The organism is Algorimicrobium echini (genome assembly GCF_900115185.1).
GTDB lineage: Bacteria > Bacteroidota > Bacteroidia > Flavobacteriales > Flavobacteriaceae > Algorimicrobium > Algorimicrobium echini.
The window spans coordinates 157,473-180,169 of the sequence record NZ_FOVN01000006.1 but is presented as its reverse complement, the minus strand read 5'-3'; the positions used below and the strand labels follow the sequence as shown (position 1 = coordinate 180,169).

Here is a 22,697-nt window from a genome sequence, read left to right as displayed (position 1 = left end):
ACAATTTATCACAATATAATCTTGTAGGTGTTTATATTAACTGTATTTTTGCACCCTCAAAAAAAGAATGATGACTCAATTTTTTCGAAAATTTACCACGAATCCTAAAAATGATATTTTAAGCGGTATAACCGTATCATTAGCAATGATTCCAGAAGTAGTAGCATTTGCTTTTGTGGCCCAAATAGACCCACTTATGGCGCTTTCAGGTGCTTTTATTATTGGATTAATTGCTGCAATTTTTGGAGGAAGACCAGGTTTAATTTCTGGGGCTGCTGGTGCTGTTGCTGTAATTTTTGTTACCATGATTGCTGATGGACATACAAAAGGGCTTCTTTTTGATCAGCCTGTGGATAATATGGGTATTTTCTATTTAATGGCTTGCGTTATTTTAATGGGAATTATTCAAATTTTAGCAGGTGTATTTAAGTTGGGACGTTTTGTACGTTTAATTCCACATTCCGTAATGCTGGGTTTCGTTAACGGTTTAGCTATTGTTATTTTTTGGGCTCAAGTAAAAATGTTTACGCATAAATCATTGGTTGTTTCTGCCGATGACGTTAAAGAATACGTAAGCAACTACATGGAAGGCGCTGAACTCTATTTAATGTTAGGGTTAGTATTTTTAACTATGGCTATTATGACCATTTTACCAAAAATAACTAAAAAAATCCCTGCGGCATTAACGGCTATTTTAGTTACCACATTTATTGCAATCGGTTTTAATTTAGATGTTTCAACGGTTGGATCCTATATTATTGAAGGTGGTGGAACAGGCTTAAAAGGTGAATTTCCTACACCTAATATAGAGCTTTGGCAAAATCTTCCAATTAACTGGGACACACTTAATTTTATTCTTCCGTATGCGTTTTTAGCGGCTTCTGTTGGTTTAATAGAATCTTTAATGACCATGAATTTGGTTGACGAATTAACGGACACCAGAGGAAATGGCGACCAAGAGTGTATTGCTCAAGGAGCTGGAAATATTATGTCAGGTCTTTTTGGTGGAACTGGAGGTTGTGGTATGATTGGGCAAACGGTAATTAACATTAACGCTGGTGGTCGCGGTCGTCTATCCGGTATCGTTATGGCTTTAACACTGTTAACTTTTATACTTTTCACAGACAAATTAATTGAGCAAGTACCAATAGCCGCATTAGTTGGTGTTATGTTTATGATGGTTATTGAAACATTTGCATGGTCTAGTTTCCGCATTATTAAAAAAATACCTAAATCAGATGCTTTTGTGCTTATAACCGTTTCTGCTGTTACTGTCATTTTCGATTTAGCCATTGCAGTTTTTGTAGGTGTTATTATTTCGGCATTAGCATTTGCTTGGGAGAATGCCAAACGTATTCGCGCCAGAAAACGCATGCGTGAGGATGGCACTAAAGTGTATGAAATTTGGGGTCCTTTGTTTTTCGGAAGCATTACAGCTTTTAATCAAAAATTTGATCCTAAAAACGATCCACAACATGTTGAAATTGACTTTGTTGAATCGCGAATTAGTGATCATTCTGCTTTAGAAGCTATTTTTAATTTAGTTGAAAAATACGAAGCCGAAGGAAAATCTATAAAATTAAAACATTTAAGCGAAGATTGTAAGTTGCTCATGTATAAGGCTAGTCCGAAATTCAGAGAAGTTATTGTTGAAGCTGTTGATGATCCAAGATACCATTTAGCAGCAAACCCTGAAGAGTTTCCAAAACCACTTTCTGAATATAAGTTTAAATAGTTATTTCACCCGAACGCTAATGGGAACTAATTTGGTATAATCACCATGATTGCGAATCACATCGCGAACTATGGATGATGAAATATAAGAGGTATTGGCTGCCGTTAATAAAAACACAGTTTCTATAGGTGCTAAATCGCGATTAGTATGGGCAATGGCTTTTTCAAATTCAAAATCAGCAGGATTTCGTAGGCCACGTAAAATAAAATCTACGTTATTTTTCTGACAAAAATCCACTGTTAAGCCTTCGTACGAAACCACTTTTACTTTAGGCTCACCAGCAAATGATTCTTCAATAAACCGCATGCGTTCCTCTAGAGTGAACATATATTTTTTATCAGCATTCACGCCTATGGCAACAATAACTTCATCAAACAGTTTGATGGCGCGTTTAATAATATCGTAATGCCCTAACGTTATGGGATCAAAAGACCCTGGGAATACAGCTTTTTTCACACTTTACATTTTATCTAATTCTTTCTCAAAGTACTCAATATATTGTAAATATTGTGGCGTTTTACTCGAATATTTTCGCGTTATAGCAGCCCACTCTTTAAATTTAGCCTTGTTTTTAGCAACAAAAAAAACATTGGACATATTTAAAGCCATTTCACATTTAATTGCATCATCATTAGAAACCTCGATACCTTTTAAATACGCCTTTTCAGCTTTATCATTTTTTTGAGAATTTATATAAGCATATCCTAGTTCTTTATATAATAAATGATTAGAAATATCGTGTTCAACAGCTTTTTCAAGAACTGGTATAGCCTTATCAAATTGTTGTAACGCATTGTAGGCAAAGCCCAATTCAAATTCTAAACCTTCATAATGAGGCTCCATTGCGTACCCTTTTAATAATGGCTTTAAGGCATTATGACTTGCAGAAACATGGTTATAATGATAACCAATTTGTTTTAAATAATGAACGTTATTATCATTCACGTAGGTATTAAGCCAATCTGGCTCCTTTGGAAGATTTAGTTCCTTTTTTTGCGATTCGTTAAGAATAGCTACTAAACTAGTTCTGTTACCCAATCGTGATTTTATCATAGTTGCTTTAGAATCTACAACTTGACCAGCAACCATTTTACCATTCATAAGACTAAAAGAATCTTTCATATGAAATGTAAATCCTGCACTTTCATCAATATAAATATAACCGAATATATATGTGTTAGATTCAGAAGGTTTTGGAAAAGCCACCCATTCATTTACGGCATCATAATACTTGGTATTAAACTCTAATTTAGGATTAGAATCTTGAGAAACTGATACCTGAAACACTAAAAAAAGGACTAATAAAATACTATAATGTTTTTTCATAAAAGGATGTGTAGGTTAAGTTATAGTTTCAAATATACCTAATAAAATTTTAAGCCAAATTAAACACTATTTCAAAGCTTCTTCAATGGCATTTTGAAATAATTGTTCTAACGATATTCCAGCAGCTGCCGCTTGTTGTGGCAAAATACTGGCTTTTGTTAAACCAGGAACAGTATTGACTTCCAATAAATGTGGTTCGCCATCTTTAAAAATATATTCACTTCGGGAAAAGCCCGTCATTTTTAAAATTTCATAAACTCTTTTTGCTAAAGCACGCACTTTCTCGGCATCGGATTCTGAAATGCGCGCTGGTGTAATTTCTTGAGATTGCCCTAGATACTTGGCTTGATAATCAAAAAAATCGTTTTCACTAACAATTTCAGTAATTGGCAGCACTTTTATTTCACCTTGATAGGAAATAACACCAACAGACACTTCGGTACCATCTAGATAAGATTCAATAATTACCTCATCATCTTCTTTATAAGCAACTTCTAAAGCTTTTTTGAATTCTTCTTTTTTATAGACTTTAGAAATTCCAAAACTACTTCCTGCACGATTCGCCTTTACAAAACAAGGTAAGCCTACTTTTTTAATGATGGCATCCTCATCTACTTCATCTCCTAAATTAATATAATAACTTTCGGCCGTTTTAATACCATAAGGTTTTAGCACACTTAAACAATCGCGTTTGTTGAAGGTTAAAGCTGCTTGGTACATCCCACAACTGGTATGCGGAATGTTCAACAACTCTAAATAAGCTTGCATAATACCATCCTCACCAGGCGAACCGTGAATGGCATTAAAAACACAATCGAAAGTAATTTTCTGGTTATCAACCACCACCGAAAAATCATTTTTATCAATGGGAAACTCCTGATTGGTATTCGAAACATAAACCCATTTATTTTCAAAAATATGAATGCGATATGGGCAGTACATATCCAACTGATTAAGGGTATGATAAACAACGTTTCCACTTTTAAGTGAAATCTCGTACTCACTAGAGTAACCACCCATTATTATGGCAATATTCTTTTTCATATATATGTTCCACAAAAGTGGAAGTCTCTTTAATTAATCTGTTTATTTAAGTCTAAAACAAACAATAAAACGTATCTAATATTAGTTAAGCTAAAATATCACTAATAAATCAAAACTAAAAACAGTTCTGTTTTTATATATTTGCCCAACAAATCCGTTTCCATGAGTCTTATAAAATTTTTGACGAGCAAAACATTTTTAAAACAAATTATACTTGCCATTGTTGGTTTAGTAATTTTCTGTTTTATTCTATTAAAATGGTTAAACGTAACCACCAACCATGGTGAATTTGAGACTGTTCCAGATTTAAAAGGAAAATCCATAGGTGTGGCTAATTTGGAATTACATGAAAACAATTTAAAATTAGAAATTTTAGATTCTTCAAATTTCAACCCTGATTATCCAAAATTTTCAGTAATAGAACAAGATCCTCTTGCTGGAGCAAAAGTTAAAGATGGTCGGAAAATTTATGTCACTTTAAATCCATCAGGTTTCCGAAAGGTAAAAATTCCAAATCTGAAAGAAAAAACATTTAGACAAGCCAAACCAACACTAGAAGCGCTTGGTTTCTCCATTGGCACAATAACGTTTACAGATTATCTAGGAGAAAATGAAGTCGTAAAATTAATGTTTGACGGAAAAGAAATAAAAGAAGGCGATGAATTGCCTAAAACATCTAAAATTGATTTGGTTTTAGGTAACGGAAACAGACCAGGCTCTAACTAATTATGGCAGACTATACTCCAGACAACCAAAGCGAAGAAGACGATTTATACGAACACTACGCTTTTACTGCCGAAAAAGGGCAAACACCACTTCGAATTGATAAATATTTAATGAATTTTATTGAAAACGCCACGCGTAATAAAATTCAAGCCGCTGCTAAAACTGGTAATATTTATGTGAATGACGAACCTGTAAAATCTAATTACAAGGTAAAGCCATTTGATAAAATCCGTGTGCTTTTTGAACATCCACCTTATGAGTATTTGCTGACACCCGAAAATATTCCTTTAAACATAGTTTATGAGGATGATGATTTATTAGTCGTCAATAAAGAACCAGGCATGGTGGTTCATCCAGGTCATGGCAATTACTCTGGCACGCTTATAAATGCTTTAATTTATCATTTTGAAAACTTACCAAACAACTCCAGTAATCGTCCAGGTTTGGTTCATAGAATTGACAAAGACACCAGTGGTTTATTGGTAATTGCCAAGAACGAGGAATCCATGGCACATTTGTCTAAACAATTTTTTGATAAAACCAGTGAACGTGAATATATAGCCATTGCCTGGGGCAATATAGAGGAAGATGAAGGCACAATAGAAGGTAATATTGGTCGTCATCCAAAAAACCGCTTACAAAATACCGTTTATTTTGGTGATGATGAAGACAAAGGAAAACCGGCAGTTACCCATTACAAAGTACTTGAGCGTTTAGGCTATGTAACGTTAGTATCCTGTAAGTTAGAAACAGGACGCACACACCAAATTCGTGTGCACATGAAGCATATTGGACACACCTTGTTTAATGATGAACGCTATGGTGGTGAACGTATTCTAAAAGGAACCACCTTTACAAAATACCGCCAGTTTGTGGACAACTGTTTTAAAGTTTTACCACGACAAGCTTTGCACGCTAAAACATTAGGTTTTGAACATCCCAAAACAGGCAAAATGATGCGTTTTGACTCTGAAATACCACAAGATATGCAGGACTGTATTGAAAAATGGCGTAATTATTCCAAGCATCAAGATTCAGAATAAATTTCTTCTATAGGTTTATTGGGAAAGAATAAAATTAGAAATTGATTTTATGCCAAGTGAATTGTAACTTTGGTAAACATAAAATTGTAACAAACCATTTAAATCAATTCCTAGCTTAAGGAACTTTATAAACCTATGAAACTCGTTTTATCTCCAGCCAAATCATTAGACTACGATAGTAAATTACCAACTTCTAAAACAACGGAATCGGCTTTTTTAAAAGAGTCTGAACGTTTAAATAACATCCTAAAGAAGAAATCGGCTAAAAGCTTGTCAAAACTAATGAGCATTTCGGATAACCTAGGGCAATTAAATTACGAAAGGAATCAAGAATGGGAATTACCGTTTACTAAAGAAACTGCCAGACAAGCTATTTATGCTTTTAATGGCGATGTATATCGTGGTTTGGATGCCTATACAATACCCACAGAAAAAATTGATACTCTTCAAAATACGGTTCGTATTTTATCAGGATTGTATGGTGTTTTAAAACCTTTAGATTTAATCATGCCTTACCGATTGGAAATGGGTACCAAACTGCCTGTTGGGAAAAACAAAAACTTATATGAATTTTGGAAAAAGAAAATCACAAAATCTTTGAATGATGAATTGGAAGAAGGTGAACTTTTTCTGAATTTAGCCAGTAATGAATATTTTAAAGCCATTGATACAAAAGCCTTAAAAGTTCCTGTTATAGATGTGGACTTTAAAGAATTTAAGGATGACAAATATAAAACCATTGGCATTTTTGCTAAAGCAGCAAGAGGTTTAATGACACGGTTCATTATTGACGAAAACGCGAAAACTTTAGATGATGTTAAAGCATTTAATTTAGAAGGTTATGGCTTGAGCGATGAATTATCCAGCACTAAAAAATTAGTTTTTACACGATAATTACATTGGCAAGAAGGGTTTAAGCCTTTGCCTTTTTATCGACGCTTATTTTTTCTTCAGGACGGATTTTCTTTTTAATACGCGGACGTCTTACACCATACGAACCACGATTAATTTTACCACGTTTTGTTTTTTTATCTCCTTTTCCCATGCCTTTTTTGTGTTTGAAAGTTACGTTATAAATTACAAAAAATTAATTACCTTAAAAAGTAAAAATGATATTCTTTCACAAACACCCATACAAACCTTTTATACAAGAAGATACCACCAAATTAATTGTTGGCACCTTGCCACCACCTCGTTTTTCAACTGGCAATTTACTAGAAAAAGACGTTGATTTCTGCTATGGGAGTTACTATAATAGCTTATGGCTATTTATTGACAAAATTCACAATCTTAATTTACGTTATGACAATTCTGATAAAGCCATTCTGGAACGGAAACAATTTTTAATTAAACATAAAATAGGTATTTGTGATATTGTAGAAAGTGCTGAACGCGAAAAAATTGATGCCTCTGATATAGGAATGAGCAACATCATATTGCGCGATATTTTAGGTTACTTAAAAGAATATCCAAAAATTGACACACTCTTATTTACGGGAGGAAACAGTAAAAACGGCCCGGAATATTTCTTCAGAAAACATTTAAAAACCTATAATTTAAAATTGGAAACGGTTTCTAATGAGGTTCCAAGAACTCATCAATTTAACATAAATACAGGAAACTCAAAACGCCTTATCAAAACAGTTTCCTTGACTTCTGGGTCTGGTGCAGCCAATATTTCTATAGGTAGGTTGCCACTTTACAAACAACTAAAAGCACGCAATCCTAATTTCAACACCTTTGATTTCCGAGTCCTTCAATATCGGGAGTTTCTTTAGAAAAACGATGGGTTAGACAGTAATTATCAGAATTTTATCGATTTTATTTTTAATGTCAAGTTGAAAAATACTAATTTAACAGCCGTTAAATAATCAATAATGAAAAATAATCTACTCATTTTCTTTACGTGCCTACTTCTGGCATCATGCTCCAGTGATGATGATACTGTAACAGTTCAACAATGTGCCAAACCTACCAACATTAGTGCCAATGCTATTACATTTGAAAGCGCTGAAATAATTTGGAGCGATACCAATAATGCAGGTTCATTTACCGTTGAATATGGTTTAACTGGTTTTATGCTTGGCTCTGGAACCACCATAAATACAACAGAAACAACTGCTTTGCTAACCAATCTTTTAGCAAATACTAACTATGACATATATATAAAAACAGCTTGTAGTGTTGAAAACACAAGCATGTATTCGGACGTTTTTAGCTTTACAACAGCAGCACCTTTAGTTGTACCACAACTACTACCAAATCTTTCAGATTTAAATTTGTTTTCAGGTAATTTAAACGATTTAACACCAAGCTCTCGAGCTTTTGAGTACAATTTAAATACACCATTATTTACTGATTACGCTCATAAACAACGATTAATAGCTTTACCTCCTGGGACTACCATGGATTATGTAGATAATGGGTTTCCTGACTTTCCAAACAATACCGTAATATCTAAAACTTTTTATTACTTTAATGATGAGCGCAATGAATCGTTAGGTAAAACAATTATTGAAACGCGCATTTTAATTAAAATTAACGGAACCTGGGAATTAGGAAATTACAAGTGGAATGACAGCCAAACCGATGCAGTTTTAGATGATATGGCACATACGGTTCCTGTTTCTTTTGTAAATAATAATGGAATAACTAACACCATAAACTATGGTATTCCATCCATGCAAGACTGTATTGATTGCCATAATAGTAACAACATTGTTACGCCTATAGGGCCTAAATTACGAACTATGAATTTCAATAATCAGTTACAAGATTTTATTAATTCTGGTTACCTATCAAATCTATCAGACCCAACAACTGTAACCACGTTACCAAACTGGGAAGATACAAGTTATACACAGGAAGAACGTGCACGCGCCTATTTTGATGTTAATTGTGCACATTGTCATTCAGATGGTGGTTACTGCCAATTTCAATCTGAATTGCGTTTAACCTACGAAACACCTTTCTCAGAATCTATGATTTTTGAAAGAAAAGCAAGCATAGATAACCGTATGCGAAGTTATAATCCTGGTATTAGTATGCCATTAATTGGTACAAGCCTAGTTCATAGTGAAGGCTATGGTTTGATTCGAGAATATTTAAATTCCTTGTAATTAGAGCTACATTTACCCATATAAAAAAAACCCAGTGATTATTAAATCACTGGGTTTTTCACTAACTAACTTAAACAAATATGAAAAACTAAATTTATATATTAGGATTAAAACCTTTAGGCAAATAATCATTAATATCAAAATCAAACTGAAAAGGTTCTTCTATGTCTATTAAAGGAATAACATCCCAGTTAAGATCATCTTTACCTTTTAATGGGTTAAAATCTTTAGGAAGAAGTACTGTATGATCAAAACCTAAACTTTCGTTTTCTGGAATTTCAATAAGTGTAATCGTGTTCCAATCAATATCATCTTTACCTTTTAAGGGATTAAAATTTGAAGGCAAATATTGATTCACATCAAAACCTAAATCAATAGACTCTTCCAACTCAATTACATAAATATCTTGTACATCAACTAAAGTGCTTATATCTTTAGGGTGATTTGGATTATGGCCAAGATTATCTGTAAAAATTTCAGTTACTAAATTGCTAGCCACGCAAGTACTTACTGAGAGTATTATTGCGCTTAAGAATAATAAATGTTTCATTTTTTTGGTTTGATTATATATTTAACTGTAAGACTACTATATCTCGAAAAAGTTTCAATTATTTAGAAATAATTAACAGTAAACTGCTGAATTTAAGAAGTTTTAACAATCCCTTGTTTAACATTACAACACCGTTTTTTCAATTTGTGTTTTTTATAATCATGTTACACGATAATAAAACAGCACCGTAGAGATTGGCAAAATTTACTTTATAAAGAAATTATGAATCTAGAGTTAATAAAATGTAAGTATTAAACCTTTTTAAAAATTACAGGTCTTAATAGTACAAACGTTAATACATATAGATTATGAAAAGATTATTTTTAATTGCTTTAGCACTAGTAACACTTCAAATGACCGCTCAAGACAGAAAACATATGTCTAAAAAAGGTGAACGAGTTGAAAATATGCAATCATACACACCAGAAGAAATGGCGGAATTACAAACAAAAAAGATGACATTGGCTTTAGATTTAACGGAATCACAGCAAAAACAAGTTATGGCTCTAAACCTTGAAAATGCAAAAGAACGCAAAGCTATAATGGAAAAGCGTCAAGAAATGAAAAAGGAAGAAGAAGCATCCCTTTCAAAAGAAGACAAGCTTAAAATGAAGAACAACATGCTGGATAAACAAATTGCTATGAAATCAAAAATGAAGAAAATACTAAATGATGAACAATATTCTAAATGGGAAAATCTTCAAGAAGAACGCATGAAAAAAGGTTATGATTCAAAGAAACAAAAAAGACGCAGAAAATAAATTTTGAGTCGGTTAATTAGTTTACTAAAAGGCAGATATTAATAAAATATTTGTCTTTTTTTTTATTTAAAAGCTAAATTATATTTAAATTCACAGATATCTATAAACACTATTACTATGAAAAAATTACTACTTATAGCAATCGCTTTAGTTGGTATGCAGCTTTCTGCACAAAATTTAAACAGCTTAAGCTCTGCTGCGTCAAGCGAATCAAGCTCAATGATTGATAAATTAGCAAGTGACCAAGTTAAAAAACTCACTAAAAAATTAAATTTAAACGAATCCCAACAGAAAATGGCTTCAGATTTAGTTGTTAGCCAGTTGAAATCGCCTAAATTTCAAAAATTAATTGGTGACTCTGCTGGAAAACTTTTAGGGTCTTCAGGCTCTAGTGACCAATTAGATGATATTTCTAGAGCTTTGCTAGATGAGCCTAAATTTCAAGATGATATGAAAAAAGTTTTGGATGAGGATCAGAAAAAAGAGTTTAGCGAAATGCTTCCAAAATAATGGATTTTAACGCCTGAATACAAACAACAAAAAAGCGATCTGAAATTCAGATCGCTTTTTTTATAAGGTTTTAGCAACTTTTCCTACCGCTTCTATCGTTTTGTCTAAATCATCATAAGTCAATGCATCGGTAATAAACCACGTTTCAAAAGCACTTGGCGCAATATAAATACCATTTTCTAACATGCCATGGAAGAATTTTTTAAAAGTATTGTTATTGCCTTCTGCAGCCGATTGAAAATCTTTAACCTCTGTTTCACAAAAATGTACAGATATCATGGAACCAACTCTATTAATAGTATGTACAACATGATTATCGTTGAGTACTTTTGATATACCTTTGTGCAAATAAGCCGTTTTTTCTTCTAGCCGTTTGTAAACTTCATCATCATTATTCAAAGCCTGCAACATAGCCAAACCTGCTGCCATAGCTAACGGATTACCGCTTAATGTTCCTGCCTGATAAACAGGTCCTATTGGTGCTAAATAATTCATAATTTCCTCACGAGCCGCAAATGCACCGACTGGCAATCCTCCTCCAATTACTTTCCCAAAACAGACAATATCTGCTTGTATACCGTATAATTGTTGCACACCACCTTTAGACAACCGGAAACCCGTCATGACCTCATCAAAAATTAAAAGAATATTATTTTCTGAACACAAGTCTCGTAAACCCTTTAGAAAATTAGGTTTTGGAGGAATACATCCCATATTACCTGCCACAGGCTCTAAAATAATGCAAGCAATTTCATTGCTATTTGCTTGAATTAATTCTTTAACGTTTTCTAAATCATTATATCTAGCTAGCAACGTATCTTTTGCCGTACCTTTTGTAACACCTGGACTATTTGGTGATCCAAAAGTAACCGCACCACTACCAGCTTGAATTAAAAAACTATCACTATGACCATGATAACAACCAGCAAATTTTATAATTTTATCTTTCCCAGAAAAGCCACGAGCCAAACGAACAGCACTCATACACGCCTCTGTTCCAGAATTTACAAATCTAATTTTATCAATATTCGGAACCATTGAAACAGCTAATTCTGCAATTTTAGTTTCAATTTCTGTTGGAGTTCCAAAAGATGTTCCAAGTTTTGTTTTTTCAACAACGGCATCAACTACTGGTTGAAACGCATGCCCTAAAATCATGGGACCCCAAGAATTTATGTAATCAATATATTGGTTACCATCTTCATCGATTAAATAGGGACCCTGTGCTTTTTGTATAAAAATTGGCGTTCCTCCAACAGCTCCAAAGGCTCTTACTGGAGAATTTACTCCACCAGGTATTACTTTTTCAGCTTGTGCAAATAAGGCACTGCTTCTTTTGTATTGCATATAATTAGTACTTAAATTAATTGGATTTTACGACTAATAAATCACCAATATTCAAATTGTTAGACGTTAAATTATTGAGTCGCTTTAAATCATCAACAGTAGTATTATAACGTTTTGAAAGCGAATAAAGTGTATCACCTTTTACAACACGGTGAGACGATTCCATAGATTGATTCACCCGTGTAACCCTAGTTTTCCCTGTTACTAATTCATCATATTTATAAAGCTCGTAGCGTTCAATTAAACTAATTAATTTATCAGGGTACTTTCTATCGGTAGCATAACCAGCCGCTTTTAGACCTTTAGCCCAACCCTCATAATCATCTATTTCTAATTCAAATAACTTATAATAGCGCTTACGTTCTTTTAAAAATAGCGAATGGTCTCGATAAGAATATTTTGGGTCATTATATTTTCGGAAGCATTCCTGATCAGCATCATCATCATGATAAATTCGGGCACCAGTCCACTCATGACATTTTATTCCAAAATGATTGTTGGCTTCAACAGATAAACGACCACGCCCAGAACTTGACTCCAAAATTCCTTGTGCTAGGGTAATACTCGCAGGAATATGATATAAGCGCATTTCTTCTTGGGCAATGTCACGATAAGTTTCTATATAAGCCTCTATAGGGTTACTACTAACCACTACTGACTCTTTAACAGGTAAATCTGTTTGAGTTTCTACTTTTGTTTCTTTTACTTCAGTTTTTTTTACTACACGCTCTGTACGATTACTTTTTTTTGATGATTTAGAAGTTACCCGCTTCTTTGAGCCACAACTAAAAACAATTAATGCTATACAAACCACTATAACTACTCGCCTCATTTTTTACTGAATTTTTATCATATTCTTTTTCTCCAACACATGATTCATACCAATAATACCTTGAAGACCTCCAGTATGTATCATTAGTATTTTTGCATCCTTGGGAAAATACCCTTTTTTTATCAAATCTAAAACTCCATAAGCCATTTTTCCTGTATAAATTGGATCTAAAGGCATGTTGTATTGACGCTTAAAATCATTAATAAAACTAATTAATTCTGAATTTATTTTAGCATATCCACCAAAATGATAATCCGTTATTAAATCCCAATTATCTCGCTTTGCAAATTTACTAATATCTTTTCGTAAAAATTCACCTTTCAAGGCAGGAAAACCAATAATTTTTTGATGGTTTTTTGCTGAATTTATAATTCCAGAAATTGTACCACCTGTTCCAACTGGACAGGTTATAAAATCGAATTCCGAATCTTGTTCTGTTAATATTTCTTGACAACCTTTTATAGCTAATTCATTCGTACCACCTTCAGGTATTAAATAAAATTCACCAAATTCATTTTTTAAATTCTTTATAAATGTTTCTGTCTCTTTTTCACGATAAGCTTCACGGGAAACAAAATGATATTTCATTCCTTGAGATTGGGCATACATTAACGTTGAATTCTCCTGAATGTTACCCCTGATTTCCTCGCCACGAATAACACCAATTGTTCGAAATCCGAAACGATTTCCTACAGCTGCCACAGCAGCAATGTGATTAGAAAAAGCACCACCAAACGTTAAAAGTGTTTTCGCGTTTTGCTTTTTAGCTTGTAAAACATTGTATTTTAATTTTCGGTATTTATTTCCTGAAATGACTGGATCCGTTAAATAATCTGGTTTTATATATAACTGGTTATCAATATGAATATTTATATAATTAGAGATTGCAAACATTATAAAATTTTAATAAATATTTATGATTTATAGTTTTAGAGCTCATTTTTTTTTATTATATTTCATAATATTATAATGAATTATCTACTTTTTAACATTTAAACGGTAATTTCATCACATACACCCCAAAACCTACCTACTACACCTATTTGAAATGGTAAAAATACACTTTGTATTTAAGAACCTCAAATAGTAGCATATGACAAGAAAAATACTCACTCTAGTATTGTTAATTACGTTTTTTAATATTGGATTTGGTCAAAACAAATCATGTACGGAAAACTTTTTAATTTCAAGCAAAACAATCAATATCCCAAACTCAAACTTACCCGAGCAACTTATTTCTTGGAACTTCACAAAAGCCACAAATAAAGACTCTTTAATTTTAGAGCTTGAAATTCAACCTCTTAATAGTTGCTGGAATGGTTTAAACGGAACCAAACGTTCTGAAAGCATCATTCATAAAATCAATAATTTAAACCAAAACTCAAAAGGTGAATTAGCTGTAAGTTTTAAAGAACTTAACGCGAAGTGTTTTAAATGGCGAACAAAAATTGTCGATACATTAACCAATTGCAAGAGCTATACCGAATGGCAATTTTTCAGCTTTCTCTAGTCAATTTATCTTCAAACAAAAAGTACATCGTCATGAAAAATTTTACAATTCACATCATGTTTTTATTCTGTATCGGAACTTGTTTCTCACAAGGAACTTCTGTTGGTACTGCAGACCAATTCTGCGCAGGTGGATCCGGACTAGTATTTCCTAATGCTACAGGAGCTCCTAATGGCACAGATGTAGGATGTTTATATAGCATTCCAAATCCTGCATATTATTTTTTACAAATTGAACAACCAGGAGATTTATTTTTTACAATTTCTCAAGAAACCACTGGAGGAACAGGTTTAGATGTTGATTTTGTAGCTTGGGGTCCTTTCTCCTCTCTTGCAGCAGCAAATGCTGCTATTACACTAACACCTTGCACACCTACAGCATGCCCAAATAATACCACTAACCCAGCATTTTACCCATATGCTACGGACAATATTACTGACTGCAGTTTTAGCACAGCACCAACCGAAGACATGAGTATTACTGGTGGTTTATCTGGTCAGATATATGTAGTCTTAATAACCAACTTTAGCAACTTACCAGGCAACATAACATTTCAACAAACTGGAGGAACTGGAACTACAAGTTGCTCTGCTATTCCAGTTTGTGGCGGAAATTTTTACGATAGTGGTGGAGACGCAGGTAGTTATTCCAATAACGAAACAACAACTACAACCATTTACCCAAACACCCTTGGAGGAACCGTTACTGTAGATTTCACCTCGGTTAACCTACTTGGCGGAGATATACTTACTGTTTATAATGGACCAAACGCAACCTATCCTAATTTAGGAACAGTGACCGCCCCAACAACTTATAGCTCAACAGACGCAACGGGAACATTAACGTTTGTTTTTAACAGTAATACTACTGGTGTTGGTAATGGTTGGGAATCTAATGTGACATGCACCGTACCACCACCACCGCCAACTTGTGGTAACAAATTTTTCGATGTTGGAGGACTATCAAATGACTATTTAAATAATGAGAGCACAATTACAACCATCAACCCAGTTGTTGCAGGAGGAACGGTAACGGTAGATTTTTTAACATTTGATGTGCTTGCTGGAGATATACTAACGGTATATGATGGTCCCGATAATACTTCACCAAGCCTTGGCACAGTTACAAGTGCTCCTTCTACTTTTAGTTCAACAAACCCTTCTGGATCTTTAACATTTGTTTTTACTAGCAATAGCAACGGTTTAAGTAGTGGATGGAATGCTGATGTTAGCTGTACCGTACCCCCAACCTGTAGCTCTTTCTTTTTTGATAGTGGCGGCGCAACAGGAGATTATGGAAATAACGAATTAACTACAACCACTTTCTTCCCAGACACTCCTGGTACAGCTATCACAGCAACATTTACGGCATTTGAACTTGAGGGAGGGTGGGATTATCTGTACGTATACAATGGCCCTGACGCGACTTACCCATCCCTTGGCACATTTACAGGCACTGCAATCCCTGGACCTTTCACATCTAGCGACCCGTCTGGAGCACTAACATTTGTATTTGATACTGATGGCTCTGGTATTCGGTCTGGCTGGGAAGCCAACTTATCATGCGCACCATATACACCACCGATAGTTTGTGGTTCAGTATTTTATGACTCGGGTGGTGCTGGTGGAAATTACTCCAATAGCGAAAATACAGTAACAACCTTTTTTCCAGACAATCCAGGTGAACTTGTAGTAGTTACATTTACAGCTTTCAATACCGAATCCTGTTGTGACGAGTTGTATGTTTATGATGGTCCAGACAATACTTATCCGTTGTTGGGTGTCTTTGCTGGAACAGCACTCCCAGGGTCTTTTACTTCAAGTGATTCATCAGGTGCATTAACTTTTGTTTTTGAAAGCGACAGCTCAATTACACGTGAAGGCTGGACAGCTAATGTAACTTGTTTTAACCCGTGTAATCTAATTATTTCAGACACTGCTTTCCCAACTGGAGCCGACCAATGTAATTTAAATTATACAGCATTAACTACAAATGCTGTCAGCACCTATACGCCTGCTGTTATTTTTTCTGAATCTTTTAATGGCGCTGGTACTCCTACAGGTTGGTCAATCAACAATGGAACTGGCGGTGGCGCTTGGAATATTACAAATTCGTCAAACGCTTTGGGAACCCCTAATGAAGCCACTCTTTCTGGAGGCTTTAACACTACAGCTAATGGCAATAGAACATTGACATCTCCAGCAATAAATATAATTGGACAAACAAATTTGCAACTAAACTTTAAACAATATTTAGACCACTATTCAAGTTCTTATAATTACTTAATTTCAGTACAAACAAATTTAGACAATGCTGGCTGGACAACTCAATATGAGGTAAATCCGGTAACAAATGATATTAATCAAGAAACACGAAATATTGATTTATCAAGTATAACAGGTAATAGTTTACGCATCCGGTTTCGATTGAACGGAAGACCATTTGGTCTGAATTACTGGTATATTGATGATGTCGTGTTGACCGCAAATGGCACACTTACAACTCCCCAAATAACTTGGACACCTAATACGGGTCTATTTACAGATAACACATTAACTTCACCTTACACAGGTGGTTTTTCAGAAACTGTATTTGCAATACCCAATGGCACACAAACCTATACAGCAACAGACCAAAATGGATGTTCAGATACTGTATCAGTGACTAACTTCCGAAAAATATGGAATGGATCACAGAGTACAGATTGGTATGACAATGACAACTGGACACCGTCTGGCATTCCAACAAACCAAAATTGTGTTGTAATCCCAGATGTAACAACTACATTTAATCGTTCACCTATTGTTTTAGGTTTAACTCCACCAACCCCTCCTACGCCTGGTTTGGGTAAAACACTTCGTGTTGAAACAGATGGGTATTTAGAACTACTGCAGTACGCAAACTTAATTATTAATGACCAAATTGATGTTGAACCTGATGGCAAAGTCATATTACGAAATGGATCTAACCTTATCCAAGTCACAAATACAGGGATTACTAATTCTGGTGACATCCAAATGCAACGTACGGTTTCAGGTTTAAACCCACAAGATTATGTATATTGGTCATCTCCAGTTAATAATTTTAGTGTCACCAATGTATCACCAGGCTCAAATTTAATTTATAGTTGGATACCAACTACTGCTGCTACCTATGGAAATTGGCTGGCTACTTCAGAACTTATGCTACCTGGCAAAGGATATATTATACGAGGCGTTTCTGGTACCACGCCAGAATCAACACCTTCTGCAAATACTGTAGAGTTTAGAGGCGTACCTAGAAACGGCCAATTTCAAATACCTATTTCACATGGAAGTTATGCTGGACCAGACTATACTGGCGCAGGAAACACTAACGCAACTGATTTAGACGATAATTGGAATTTAGTCGGTAACCCGTATCCATCTGCTATCTCTGCTGATGCTTTTATTCTTGAAAATGCGAGTAATTTAGTTGCTACACCAGACCCAAATACACCAACCATCTATGGAACAGTCTATTTATGGCGTCATCAAACAGCTCCTAGCTCCACTACAGATCCATTTTATGGTAATTTTGTTTATAACTACAACCCTAACGACTACGTGGGCTATAACAGTACAGGCTCTAACCCTCCTGGATTTAGCGGCAATATTGGTGCAGGGCAAGCATTTTTTGTTCTTATGGATCACAATGCAACATCACCTTCAAACATCGTTTTTAATAACAACATGCGTTTTGATTCTGGACTCGCACCATTCAATAACAACGAGTTTTACAGAGGCACTGTTGGTGAGAACCGTAACACCTTTGAAAAACACCGAATTTGGCTCGACTTAATTGCTCCAAATAACACAGCCAATTCTATTCTTGTAGGCTACGTAGAAAACGCCACAAACGATGTTGACAGACTTTTTGACGGATTTGAATTAAGCGAAACAAGTAATCGTTTTTACTCACTAATCAACACGGAAGAAATGGCAATTCAAGGACGAGCACTTCCATTTGCAGACACAGACAGAGTGCCATTAGGTATTGAAATTGCTTCACCAGGGAGTTATACTATTGCTTTAAACACCATTGATGGATTATTTAATGAGACTAACCAAACTATCTTTATTGAAGATACTTATATAAACCGTATTCATAACATCCGTGTTTCGCCTTACAGTTTTAATAGCGAAGCTGGTATATTTAATGATCGTTTTATTTTACGCTATACAGATAATGCATTATCAATAGACGACTTTAACACCAATTCAGGCATTAATATTACTGCTCCTAATAGCAATTATATTAAAGTGACATCCAAAAACGACCTCATAAAATTGGTTGTTGTTTACGATATGTTAGGCCGCGAATTAATCAAAAAAACAAACAACAATTCCAGTGAAGTAATTATTAACAATAATAGCTTTTCTGAAGGAACTTACATCGTTAAAGCGACGACTACCAATAACCAAACACGTATTGAAAAAGTCATATTAAAACTTTAACCCTAATAATAGTTTTTAAAATTCCAAAACAGCCTTGATTTTAAATAATTAAGGTTGTTTTCATTTGTATAAGCCTCTCGCTCAAAAGAGATTTGTCTATAGGCTTGACGACTAGATTTGAATTTAATTATACCATAAATAAACTCTAGCAAATACAAAATAAAAAACGGAATGACTAACAATTCTATTTGCTGTTTATAATGAATTCGTTCGTGGTTAAGCAGAATAACATCCTTTTTAAAGGCTTGCTTTTTAACAAAAATAAATGGCCAAATAGTTATAGCTAAATAGTGTTTTGGCACAATGTCTTTTGAAACAACAATCATAAGAACTAACATTCAAAAATCAGTCCAATTTACATTATATTTGTAACATGAAGAAGATTATCCCAATTGAAGAAGGCGATTTTTACTGGACACCTGAAGGTTATAGATGCTTTACAGAACAATATCATTTAAAACGAGGATACTGCTGTGAAAGTGGCTGCAGACATTGTCCATATGGCTTTAACACTAAAAAACATACTCAAAAGTAATACTATATGGATTTACTTTTAATGACATATAGAATTAAAATTGCCAACACCCATCATCGGATTGATATCCGATATCCTTAGCGACAATCTAGAACCTTTAAATTAATTTAGATTATCACAAAAAAACAATACATGACTTTCCAAGAACAAATATTACAAGGCATCCCAAATACATTACCTACACCAAAAGAATTCAATTCAGATATTAATCATGCACCAAAACGAAAAGCAATTTTAACGAACGAAGAAAAAAAATTGGCTTTACGAAATGCATTACGCTATTTTGATTCTCACCATCACAAAACATTGCTCCCCGAATTTATAGACGAATTAGAAACATACGGTAGGATATATATGTACCGACTGCGTCCAGACTACAAAATGTACGCAAGACCAATTGAAGAGTATCCAGCAAAAACCAAGCAAGCTGCCGCTATTATGCTCATGATTCAGAACAATTTAGATTATGCTGTAGCTCAACATCCTCACGAACTTATAACCTACGGAGGGAATGGAGGCGTTTTTTCTAATTGGGCACAATATTTATTAACAATGAAATACCTTGCGGAAATGACAGAAGAACAGACACTCGTCATGTACTCTGGACACCCTATGGGTTTATTTCCATCGCATAAAGACGCACCACGAGTGGTAGTAACTAATGGCATGATGATTCCCAACTACTCTAAACCAGATGATTGGGAAAAATACAATGCACTTGGTGTAACACAATACGGACAAATGACAGCTGGAAGTTATATGTATATTGGACCCCAAGGTATAGTCCATGGTACAACGATTACAGTTTTAAATGGTTTTAGAAAAATAAAAAAATCCCCAAAAGGACATTTATTTGTAACTTCTGGTTTAGGAGGAATGAGTGGCGCACAGCCTAAAGCTGGTAACATAGCCGGTTGCATTACTGTTTGTGCAGAAGTTAACCCAAAAATAACACATGTACGTTTAGATCAGGGTTGGATTGATGAAAAAATTACCGATTTAGACCAATTAGTTTCTAGAATACAACAAGCAAAACAACAGAAAGAAACTATTTCCATTGCTTATTTAGGAAACGTAGTAGATGTTTGGGAAAAATTAGATGAAGAGAACATTAAAATTGATTTGGGTAGCGATCAAACATCGTTACACAACCCATGGGCTGGCGGTTACTACCCAGTAGACATGAGCTTTGAAGAAGCAAATAATTTAATGGCTAAGAATCCAAAATTGTTTAAAGAAAAAGTTCAAGAAACATTACGACGTCATGCAAAAGCTATTAATAAGCACACGTCAAAAGGCACCTATTTCTTTGATTATGGGAATGCTTTTTTATTAGAAGCATCCCGAGCAGGAGCTCAAGTCATGGCTGAAAACCCTTCGCATGGACGTGAATTTAAATACCCAAGTTACGTTCAGGATATTATGGGGCCAATGTGTTTTGATTATGGCTTCGGGCCATTTCGCTGGGTTTGTGCATCTGGAAAGGCTGAAGATTTAGCAAAAACAGATGCTATTGCCTGTCAAGTATTAGAGCATATTAAAGAAAACTCTCCACAAGAAATTCAACAACAAATGGCCGATAACATCCAATGGATAAAAGGTGCTCAAGAAAATAAATTGGTTGTAGGCTCACAAGCTAGAATACTTTATGCTGATGCTGAAGGTAGAATGAAAATTGCGCAAGCTTTCAATGACGCCATTTCTCGAGGCGAAATAGGCTACGTAATTCTTGGTCGCGATCACCATGACGTATCTGGAACCGATTCGCCCTATCGAGAAACAAGTAATATTTACGACGGTTCTCGCTACACTGCTGATATGGCCATTCATAATGTAATAGGTGATAGCTTCCGAGGTGCAACTTGGGTAAGTATTCATAATGGTGGTGGCGTTGGCTGGGGAGAAGTTATTAATGGAGGCTTTGGTATGGTTCTTGATGGCAGTATAGATGCTGAAAGACGTTTAAAATCAATGCTTTTTTGGGATGTAAATAATGGTATATCCAGAAGAAGTTGGGCTAGAAATGACGAAGCCATGTTTGCAATAAAACGTGCTATGAAAGCCGAACCAAATTTAAAGGTAACATTACCCAATTTGGTTGATGATAAACTATTAGACTCATTTTAACCTAAAATCTCACAAAAATGAAAAAAACAATCCTAACATCTGTTTTAGCCATAATAATCATGGCTACTATGACATCTTGCAGTTCTGTACAAGTGGTTGCAGATTATGACAAACAAGTTAATTTTGACACGTACAAAACATTTGCCTTTTACAAACCCGGAATTGATAAAGCTGAAATAAATGATCTGGATAAACGCCGCATTCTCCGAGCTATTGAAAATGAACTCATTGCTAAAGGGTTTACTAAGTCTGAAAACCCTGATTTACTGGTTAGCATCATAGCTTCATCTCGGGAAAAAATAGATATTTACAATAATTACTATGGCGGTTACGGTGCCGGATGGGGATGGAATCCTTACTATTATGGCAACTACAACAATATTTCAACTTCTACAGAAGGTTCATTATACATTGATTTAATTGATGCCAGAAAGAAAGAACTTGTTTGGCAAGGTCAAGGTGTTGGCTATTTAAATGAATCCAATATGGAGCAAAAAGAAGAACGCATTAAAGAGTTTGTAACAAAAATTATGGAGGTATATCCACCAGGATCAACTAAAAAATAATCAAATAAAAACAAAAAAAAAAAGCGACAAGGTTGTCGCTTTTTTTTTTGGATGTAAATTATTTCTTGACTTCTAAAGAAGTTTCATACATTTTATACTGACTTGGCGATAAAATTTTCTTAAAACCTTCTTCCACTCTTAAGTTAATTGTTTTAACGCCTTCCTGTCTAAATTTATCAGAGATATCTTTCTTTTTCAATTCACTCATATTTTGCTCGGCATCAACCAAAACTCTAAATATTTGGCCTTGCTGATCACCTGTTAGAGTAACAAGCTCATGTAATTTATAAGTTTTTTCTTTAGCAATCGCTTCAGGGCTTTGTTGTCTTTCAGATGACTGCGCTACAGAAAATTGGACACCAACAAAAAACAGTGCCATGAAACTAAAAAGTGAAATGTATTTTTTCATAATAAGTTAAAGTTAAAATTCATGATTAATCAGGGTTCAATATACAAAATATATCAATATATTTTATGAAAGCATTATTAAA

23 protein-coding genes are annotated in these 22,697 nt (G+C 34.4%); 13 read left to right on the top strand and 10 right to left on the bottom strand.

The window, feature by feature from the left end; translation table 11 throughout:
- The first annotated feature begins 70 nt into the window (after positions 1-70).
- The gene (locus tag BM239_RS13335; protein WP_092209456.1) at positions 71-1,735 is read left to right on the top strand and encodes a SulP family inorganic anion transporter; all 1,665 of its coding nucleotides are present in this window, start codon (positions 71-73) and stop codon (positions 1,733-1,735) included.
- On the opposite strand, the gene coaD is transcribed toward BM239_RS13335, so the two are convergent.
- The 3 genes from coaD to BM239_RS13320 form a co-directional block, all read right to left on the bottom strand.
- Entirely contained in the window at positions 1,736-2,191 is a 456-nt protein-coding gene (gene coaD, locus BM239_RS13330) for a pantetheine-phosphate adenylyltransferase (RefSeq protein WP_092209454.1), read from the bottom strand.
- Between the two features lie 3 nt (positions 2,192-2,194).
- Positions 2,195-3,061 carry a tetratricopeptide repeat protein gene (locus tag BM239_RS13325; RefSeq protein ID WP_092209452.1) on the bottom strand — a complete coding sequence of 289 codons (867 nt, stop codon included), beginning with the start codon at positions 3,059-3,061 and terminating at the stop codon, positions 2,195-2,197.
- A 66-nt stretch (positions 3,062-3,127) separates the two neighbouring features.
- The gene (locus tag BM239_RS13320; protein ID WP_092209450.1) at positions 3,128-4,105 is read right to left on the bottom strand and encodes a D-alanine--D-alanine ligase; all 978 of its coding nucleotides are present in this window, start codon (positions 4,103-4,105) and stop codon (positions 3,128-3,130) included.
- 162 nt (positions 4,106-4,267) lie between these two features.
- Here BM239_RS13320 and BM239_RS13315 point away from each other — a divergent pair, with 162 nt between their 5' ends.
- The 3 genes from BM239_RS13315 (at position 4,268) to yaaA (ending at position 6,768) form a co-directional block, all read left to right on the top strand.
- Positions 4,268-4,831, top strand: coding sequence for a PASTA domain-containing protein (locus tag BM239_RS13315; protein WP_092209448.1), 564 nt, complete (start codon positions 4,268-4,270; stop codon positions 4,829-4,831).
- Between the two features lie 2 nt (positions 4,832-4,833).
- Positions 4,834-5,874 carry an RluA family pseudouridine synthase gene (locus BM239_RS13310; RefSeq protein ID WP_092209447.1) on the top strand — a complete coding sequence of 347 codons (1,041 nt, stop codon included), beginning with the start codon at positions 4,834-4,836 and terminating at the stop codon, positions 5,872-5,874.
- Between the two features lie 135 nt (positions 5,875-6,009).
- Complete coding sequence (gene yaaA, locus BM239_RS13305) at positions 6,010-6,768, top strand: peroxide stress protein YaaA (protein ID WP_092209445.1); 759 nt, start codon at positions 6,010-6,012, stop codon at positions 6,766-6,768.
- A gap of 19 nt (positions 6,769-6,787) precedes the next feature.
- Here the strand turns inward: yaaA and BM239_RS13300 are convergent, their stop codons facing one another.
- Positions 6,788-6,919: a 30S ribosomal protein THX gene (locus tag BM239_RS13300; RefSeq protein ID WP_092209443.1), complete on the bottom strand. Its 132-nt coding sequence runs from the start codon at positions 6,917-6,919 to the stop codon at positions 6,788-6,790.
- A gap of 64 nt (positions 6,920-6,983) precedes the next feature.
- On the opposite strand from BM239_RS13300, the gene BM239_RS13295 reads away from it, so the two are divergent.
- Positions 6,984-7,652 carry a uracil-DNA glycosylase family protein gene (locus BM239_RS13295; RefSeq protein ID WP_092209441.1) on the top strand — a complete coding sequence of 223 codons (669 nt, stop codon included), beginning with the start codon at positions 6,984-6,986 and terminating at the stop codon, positions 7,650-7,652.
- A gap of 99 nt (positions 7,653-7,751) precedes the next feature.
- Positions 7,752-8,993, top strand: coding sequence for a fibronectin type III domain-containing protein (locus BM239_RS13290; RefSeq protein ID WP_177209046.1), 1,242 nt, complete (start codon positions 7,752-7,754; stop codon positions 8,991-8,993).
- Between the two features lie 94 nt (positions 8,994-9,087).
- Here BM239_RS13290 and BM239_RS13285 read toward each other — a convergent pair whose 3' ends face one another.
- Complete coding sequence (locus BM239_RS13285) at positions 9,088-9,492, bottom strand: hypothetical protein (RefSeq protein WP_143094927.1); 405 nt, start codon at positions 9,490-9,492, stop codon at positions 9,088-9,090.
- Between the two features lie 359 nt (positions 9,493-9,851).
- On the opposite strand from BM239_RS13285, the gene BM239_RS13280 reads away from it, so the two are divergent.
- Together BM239_RS13280 and BM239_RS13275 are read left to right on the top strand one after the other, a co-directional pair.
- A complete protein-coding gene (locus BM239_RS13280) occupies positions 9,852-10,304 on the top strand; it encodes a hypothetical protein (RefSeq protein ID WP_092209437.1) in 453 nt (150 codons plus the stop codon).
- 117 nt (positions 10,305-10,421) lie between these two features.
- Positions 10,422-10,814 carry a hypothetical protein gene (locus tag BM239_RS13275; protein ID WP_092209435.1) on the top strand — a complete coding sequence of 131 codons (393 nt, stop codon included), beginning with the start codon at positions 10,422-10,424 and terminating at the stop codon, positions 10,812-10,814.
- 60 nt (positions 10,815-10,874) lie between these two features.
- On the opposite strand, the gene hemL is transcribed toward BM239_RS13275, so the two are convergent.
- Genes hemL through BM239_RS13260 form a run of 3 tightly spaced genes read right to left on the bottom strand, consistent with a single transcriptional unit; the run spans position 10,875 to position 13,887 of the window.
- On the bottom strand, positions 10,875-12,161 hold the full coding sequence (hemL, locus tag BM239_RS13270; RefSeq protein WP_092209433.1) for a glutamate-1-semialdehyde 2,1-aminomutase: 1,287 nt from the start codon (positions 12,159-12,161) through the stop codon (positions 10,875-10,877).
- Positions 12,162-12,177: 16 nt separating this feature from the next.
- Positions 12,178-12,993, bottom strand: a complete 816-nt coding sequence (locus BM239_RS13265; protein WP_092209431.1) for a glucosaminidase domain-containing protein — start codon at positions 12,991-12,993, stop codon at positions 12,178-12,180.
- A 3-nt stretch (positions 12,994-12,996) separates the two neighbouring features.
- Positions 12,997-13,887, bottom strand: coding sequence for a 1-aminocyclopropane-1-carboxylate deaminase/D-cysteine desulfhydrase (locus BM239_RS13260; protein ID WP_092209429.1), 891 nt, complete (start codon positions 13,885-13,887; stop codon positions 12,997-12,999).
- A 199-nt stretch (positions 13,888-14,086) separates the two neighbouring features.
- On the opposite strand from BM239_RS13260, the gene BM239_RS13255 reads away from it, so the two are divergent.
- Positions 14,087-14,503 (top strand): hypothetical protein, encoded by a 417-nt coding sequence (locus BM239_RS13255; protein ID WP_092209427.1) that lies wholly within the window; start codon positions 14,087-14,089, stop codon positions 14,501-14,503.
- A gap of 32 nt (positions 14,504-14,535) precedes the next feature.
- On the top strand, positions 14,536-18,978 hold the full coding sequence (locus tag BM239_RS13250) for a CUB domain-containing protein (RefSeq protein WP_177209045.1): 4,443 nt from the start codon (positions 14,536-14,538) through the stop codon (positions 18,976-18,978).
- Positions 18,979-18,980: 2 nt separating this feature from the next.
- On the opposite strand, the gene BM239_RS13245 is transcribed toward BM239_RS13250, so the two are convergent.
- Entirely contained in the window at positions 18,981-19,304 is a 324-nt protein-coding gene (locus tag BM239_RS13245; RefSeq protein ID WP_092209422.1) for a hypothetical protein, read from the bottom strand.
- A 47-nt stretch (positions 19,305-19,351) separates the two neighbouring features.
- Between BM239_RS13245 and BM239_RS15450 the strand changes: the two genes are divergently transcribed.
- The 3 genes from BM239_RS15450 to BM239_RS13235 all read left to right on the top strand — a co-directional run bounded on the left by BM239_RS15450 (position 19,352) and on the right by BM239_RS13235 (position 22,206).
- Entirely contained in the window at positions 19,352-19,513 is a 162-nt protein-coding gene (locus BM239_RS15450) for a C1orf53 family protein (protein WP_177209044.1), read from the top strand.
- Between the two features lie 132 nt (positions 19,514-19,645).
- Positions 19,646-21,640 carry a urocanate hydratase gene (locus BM239_RS13240; RefSeq protein WP_092209420.1) on the top strand — a complete coding sequence of 665 codons (1,995 nt, stop codon included), beginning with the start codon at positions 19,646-19,648 and terminating at the stop codon, positions 21,638-21,640.
- A gap of 17 nt (positions 21,641-21,657) precedes the next feature.
- Positions 21,658-22,206, top strand: a complete 549-nt coding sequence (locus tag BM239_RS13235) for a DUF4136 domain-containing protein (protein WP_092209418.1) — start codon at positions 21,658-21,660, stop codon at positions 22,204-22,206.
- 58 nt (positions 22,207-22,264) lie between these two features.
- On the opposite strand, the gene BM239_RS13230 is transcribed toward BM239_RS13235, so the two are convergent.
- Positions 22,265-22,615: a hypothetical protein gene (locus BM239_RS13230; RefSeq protein ID WP_092209416.1), complete on the bottom strand. Its 351-nt coding sequence runs from the start codon at positions 22,613-22,615 to the stop codon at positions 22,265-22,267.
- Positions 22,616-22,697 lie beyond the last annotated feature (82 nt).

Coding starts and splice junctions, on each gene's coding strand:
- yaaA (WP_092209445.1), top strand. CDS start 6,010: ATGAAACTCGTTTTATCTCCAGCCAAATCATTAGACTACGATAGTAAA.
- BM239_RS13295 (WP_092209441.1), top strand. CDS start 6,984: ATGATATTCTTTCACAAACACCCATACAAACCTTTTATACAAGAAGAT.
- BM239_RS13290 (WP_177209046.1), top strand. CDS start 7,752: ATGAAAAATAATCTACTCATTTTCTTTACGTGCCTACTTCTGGCATCA.
- BM239_RS13275 (WP_092209435.1), top strand. CDS start 10,422: ATGAAAAAATTACTACTTATAGCAATCGCTTTAGTTGGTATGCAGCTT.
- BM239_RS13335 (WP_092209456.1), top strand. CDS start 71: ATGACTCAATTTTTTCGAAAATTTACCACGAATCCTAAAAATGATATT.
- BM239_RS13300 (WP_092209443.1), bottom strand. CDS start 6,919: ATGGGAAAAGGAGATAAAAAAACAAAACGTGGTAAAATTAATCGTGGT.
- BM239_RS13315 (WP_092209448.1), top strand. CDS start 4,268: ATGAGTCTTATAAAATTTTTGACGAGCAAAACATTTTTAAAACAAATT.
- BM239_RS13255 (WP_092209427.1), top strand. CDS start 14,087: ATGACAAGAAAAATACTCACTCTAGTATTGTTAATTACGTTTTTTAAT.
- BM239_RS13280 (WP_092209437.1), top strand. CDS start 9,852: ATGAAAAGATTATTTTTAATTGCTTTAGCACTAGTAACACTTCAAATG.
- BM239_RS13325 (WP_092209452.1), bottom strand. CDS start 3,061: ATGAAAAAACATTATAGTATTTTATTAGTCCTTTTTTTAGTGTTTCAG.
- BM239_RS13240 (WP_092209420.1), top strand. CDS start 19,646: ATGACTTTCCAAGAACAAATATTACAAGGCATCCCAAATACATTACCT.
- BM239_RS13245 (WP_092209422.1), bottom strand. CDS start 19,304: ATGATTGTTGTTTCAAAAGACATTGTGCCAAAACACTATTTAGCTATA.
- BM239_RS13265 (WP_092209431.1), bottom strand. CDS start 12,993: ATGAGGCGAGTAGTTATAGTGGTTTGTATAGCATTAATTGTTTTTAGT.
- hemL (WP_092209433.1), bottom strand. CDS start 12,161: ATGCAATACAAAAGAAGCAGTGCCTTATTTGCACAAGCTGAAAAAGTA.
- BM239_RS13260 (WP_092209429.1), bottom strand. CDS start 13,887: ATGTTTGCAATCTCTAATTATATAAATATTCATATTGATAACCAGTTA.
- BM239_RS13320 (WP_092209450.1), bottom strand. CDS start 4,105: ATGAAAAAGAATATTGCCATAATAATGGGTGGTTACTCTAGTGAGTAC.
- BM239_RS13250 (WP_177209045.1), top strand. CDS start 14,536: ATGAAAAATTTTACAATTCACATCATGTTTTTATTCTGTATCGGAACT.
- BM239_RS13310 (WP_092209447.1), top strand. CDS start 4,834: ATGGCAGACTATACTCCAGACAACCAAAGCGAAGAAGACGATTTATAC.
- BM239_RS13235 (WP_092209418.1), top strand. CDS start 21,658: ATGAAAAAAACAATCCTAACATCTGTTTTAGCCATAATAATCATGGCT.
- BM239_RS13230 (WP_092209416.1), bottom strand. CDS start 22,615: ATGAAAAAATACATTTCACTTTTTAGTTTCATGGCACTGTTTTTTGTT.
- BM239_RS15450 (WP_177209044.1), top strand. CDS start 19,352: ATGAAGAAGATTATCCCAATTGAAGAAGGCGATTTTTACTGGACACCT.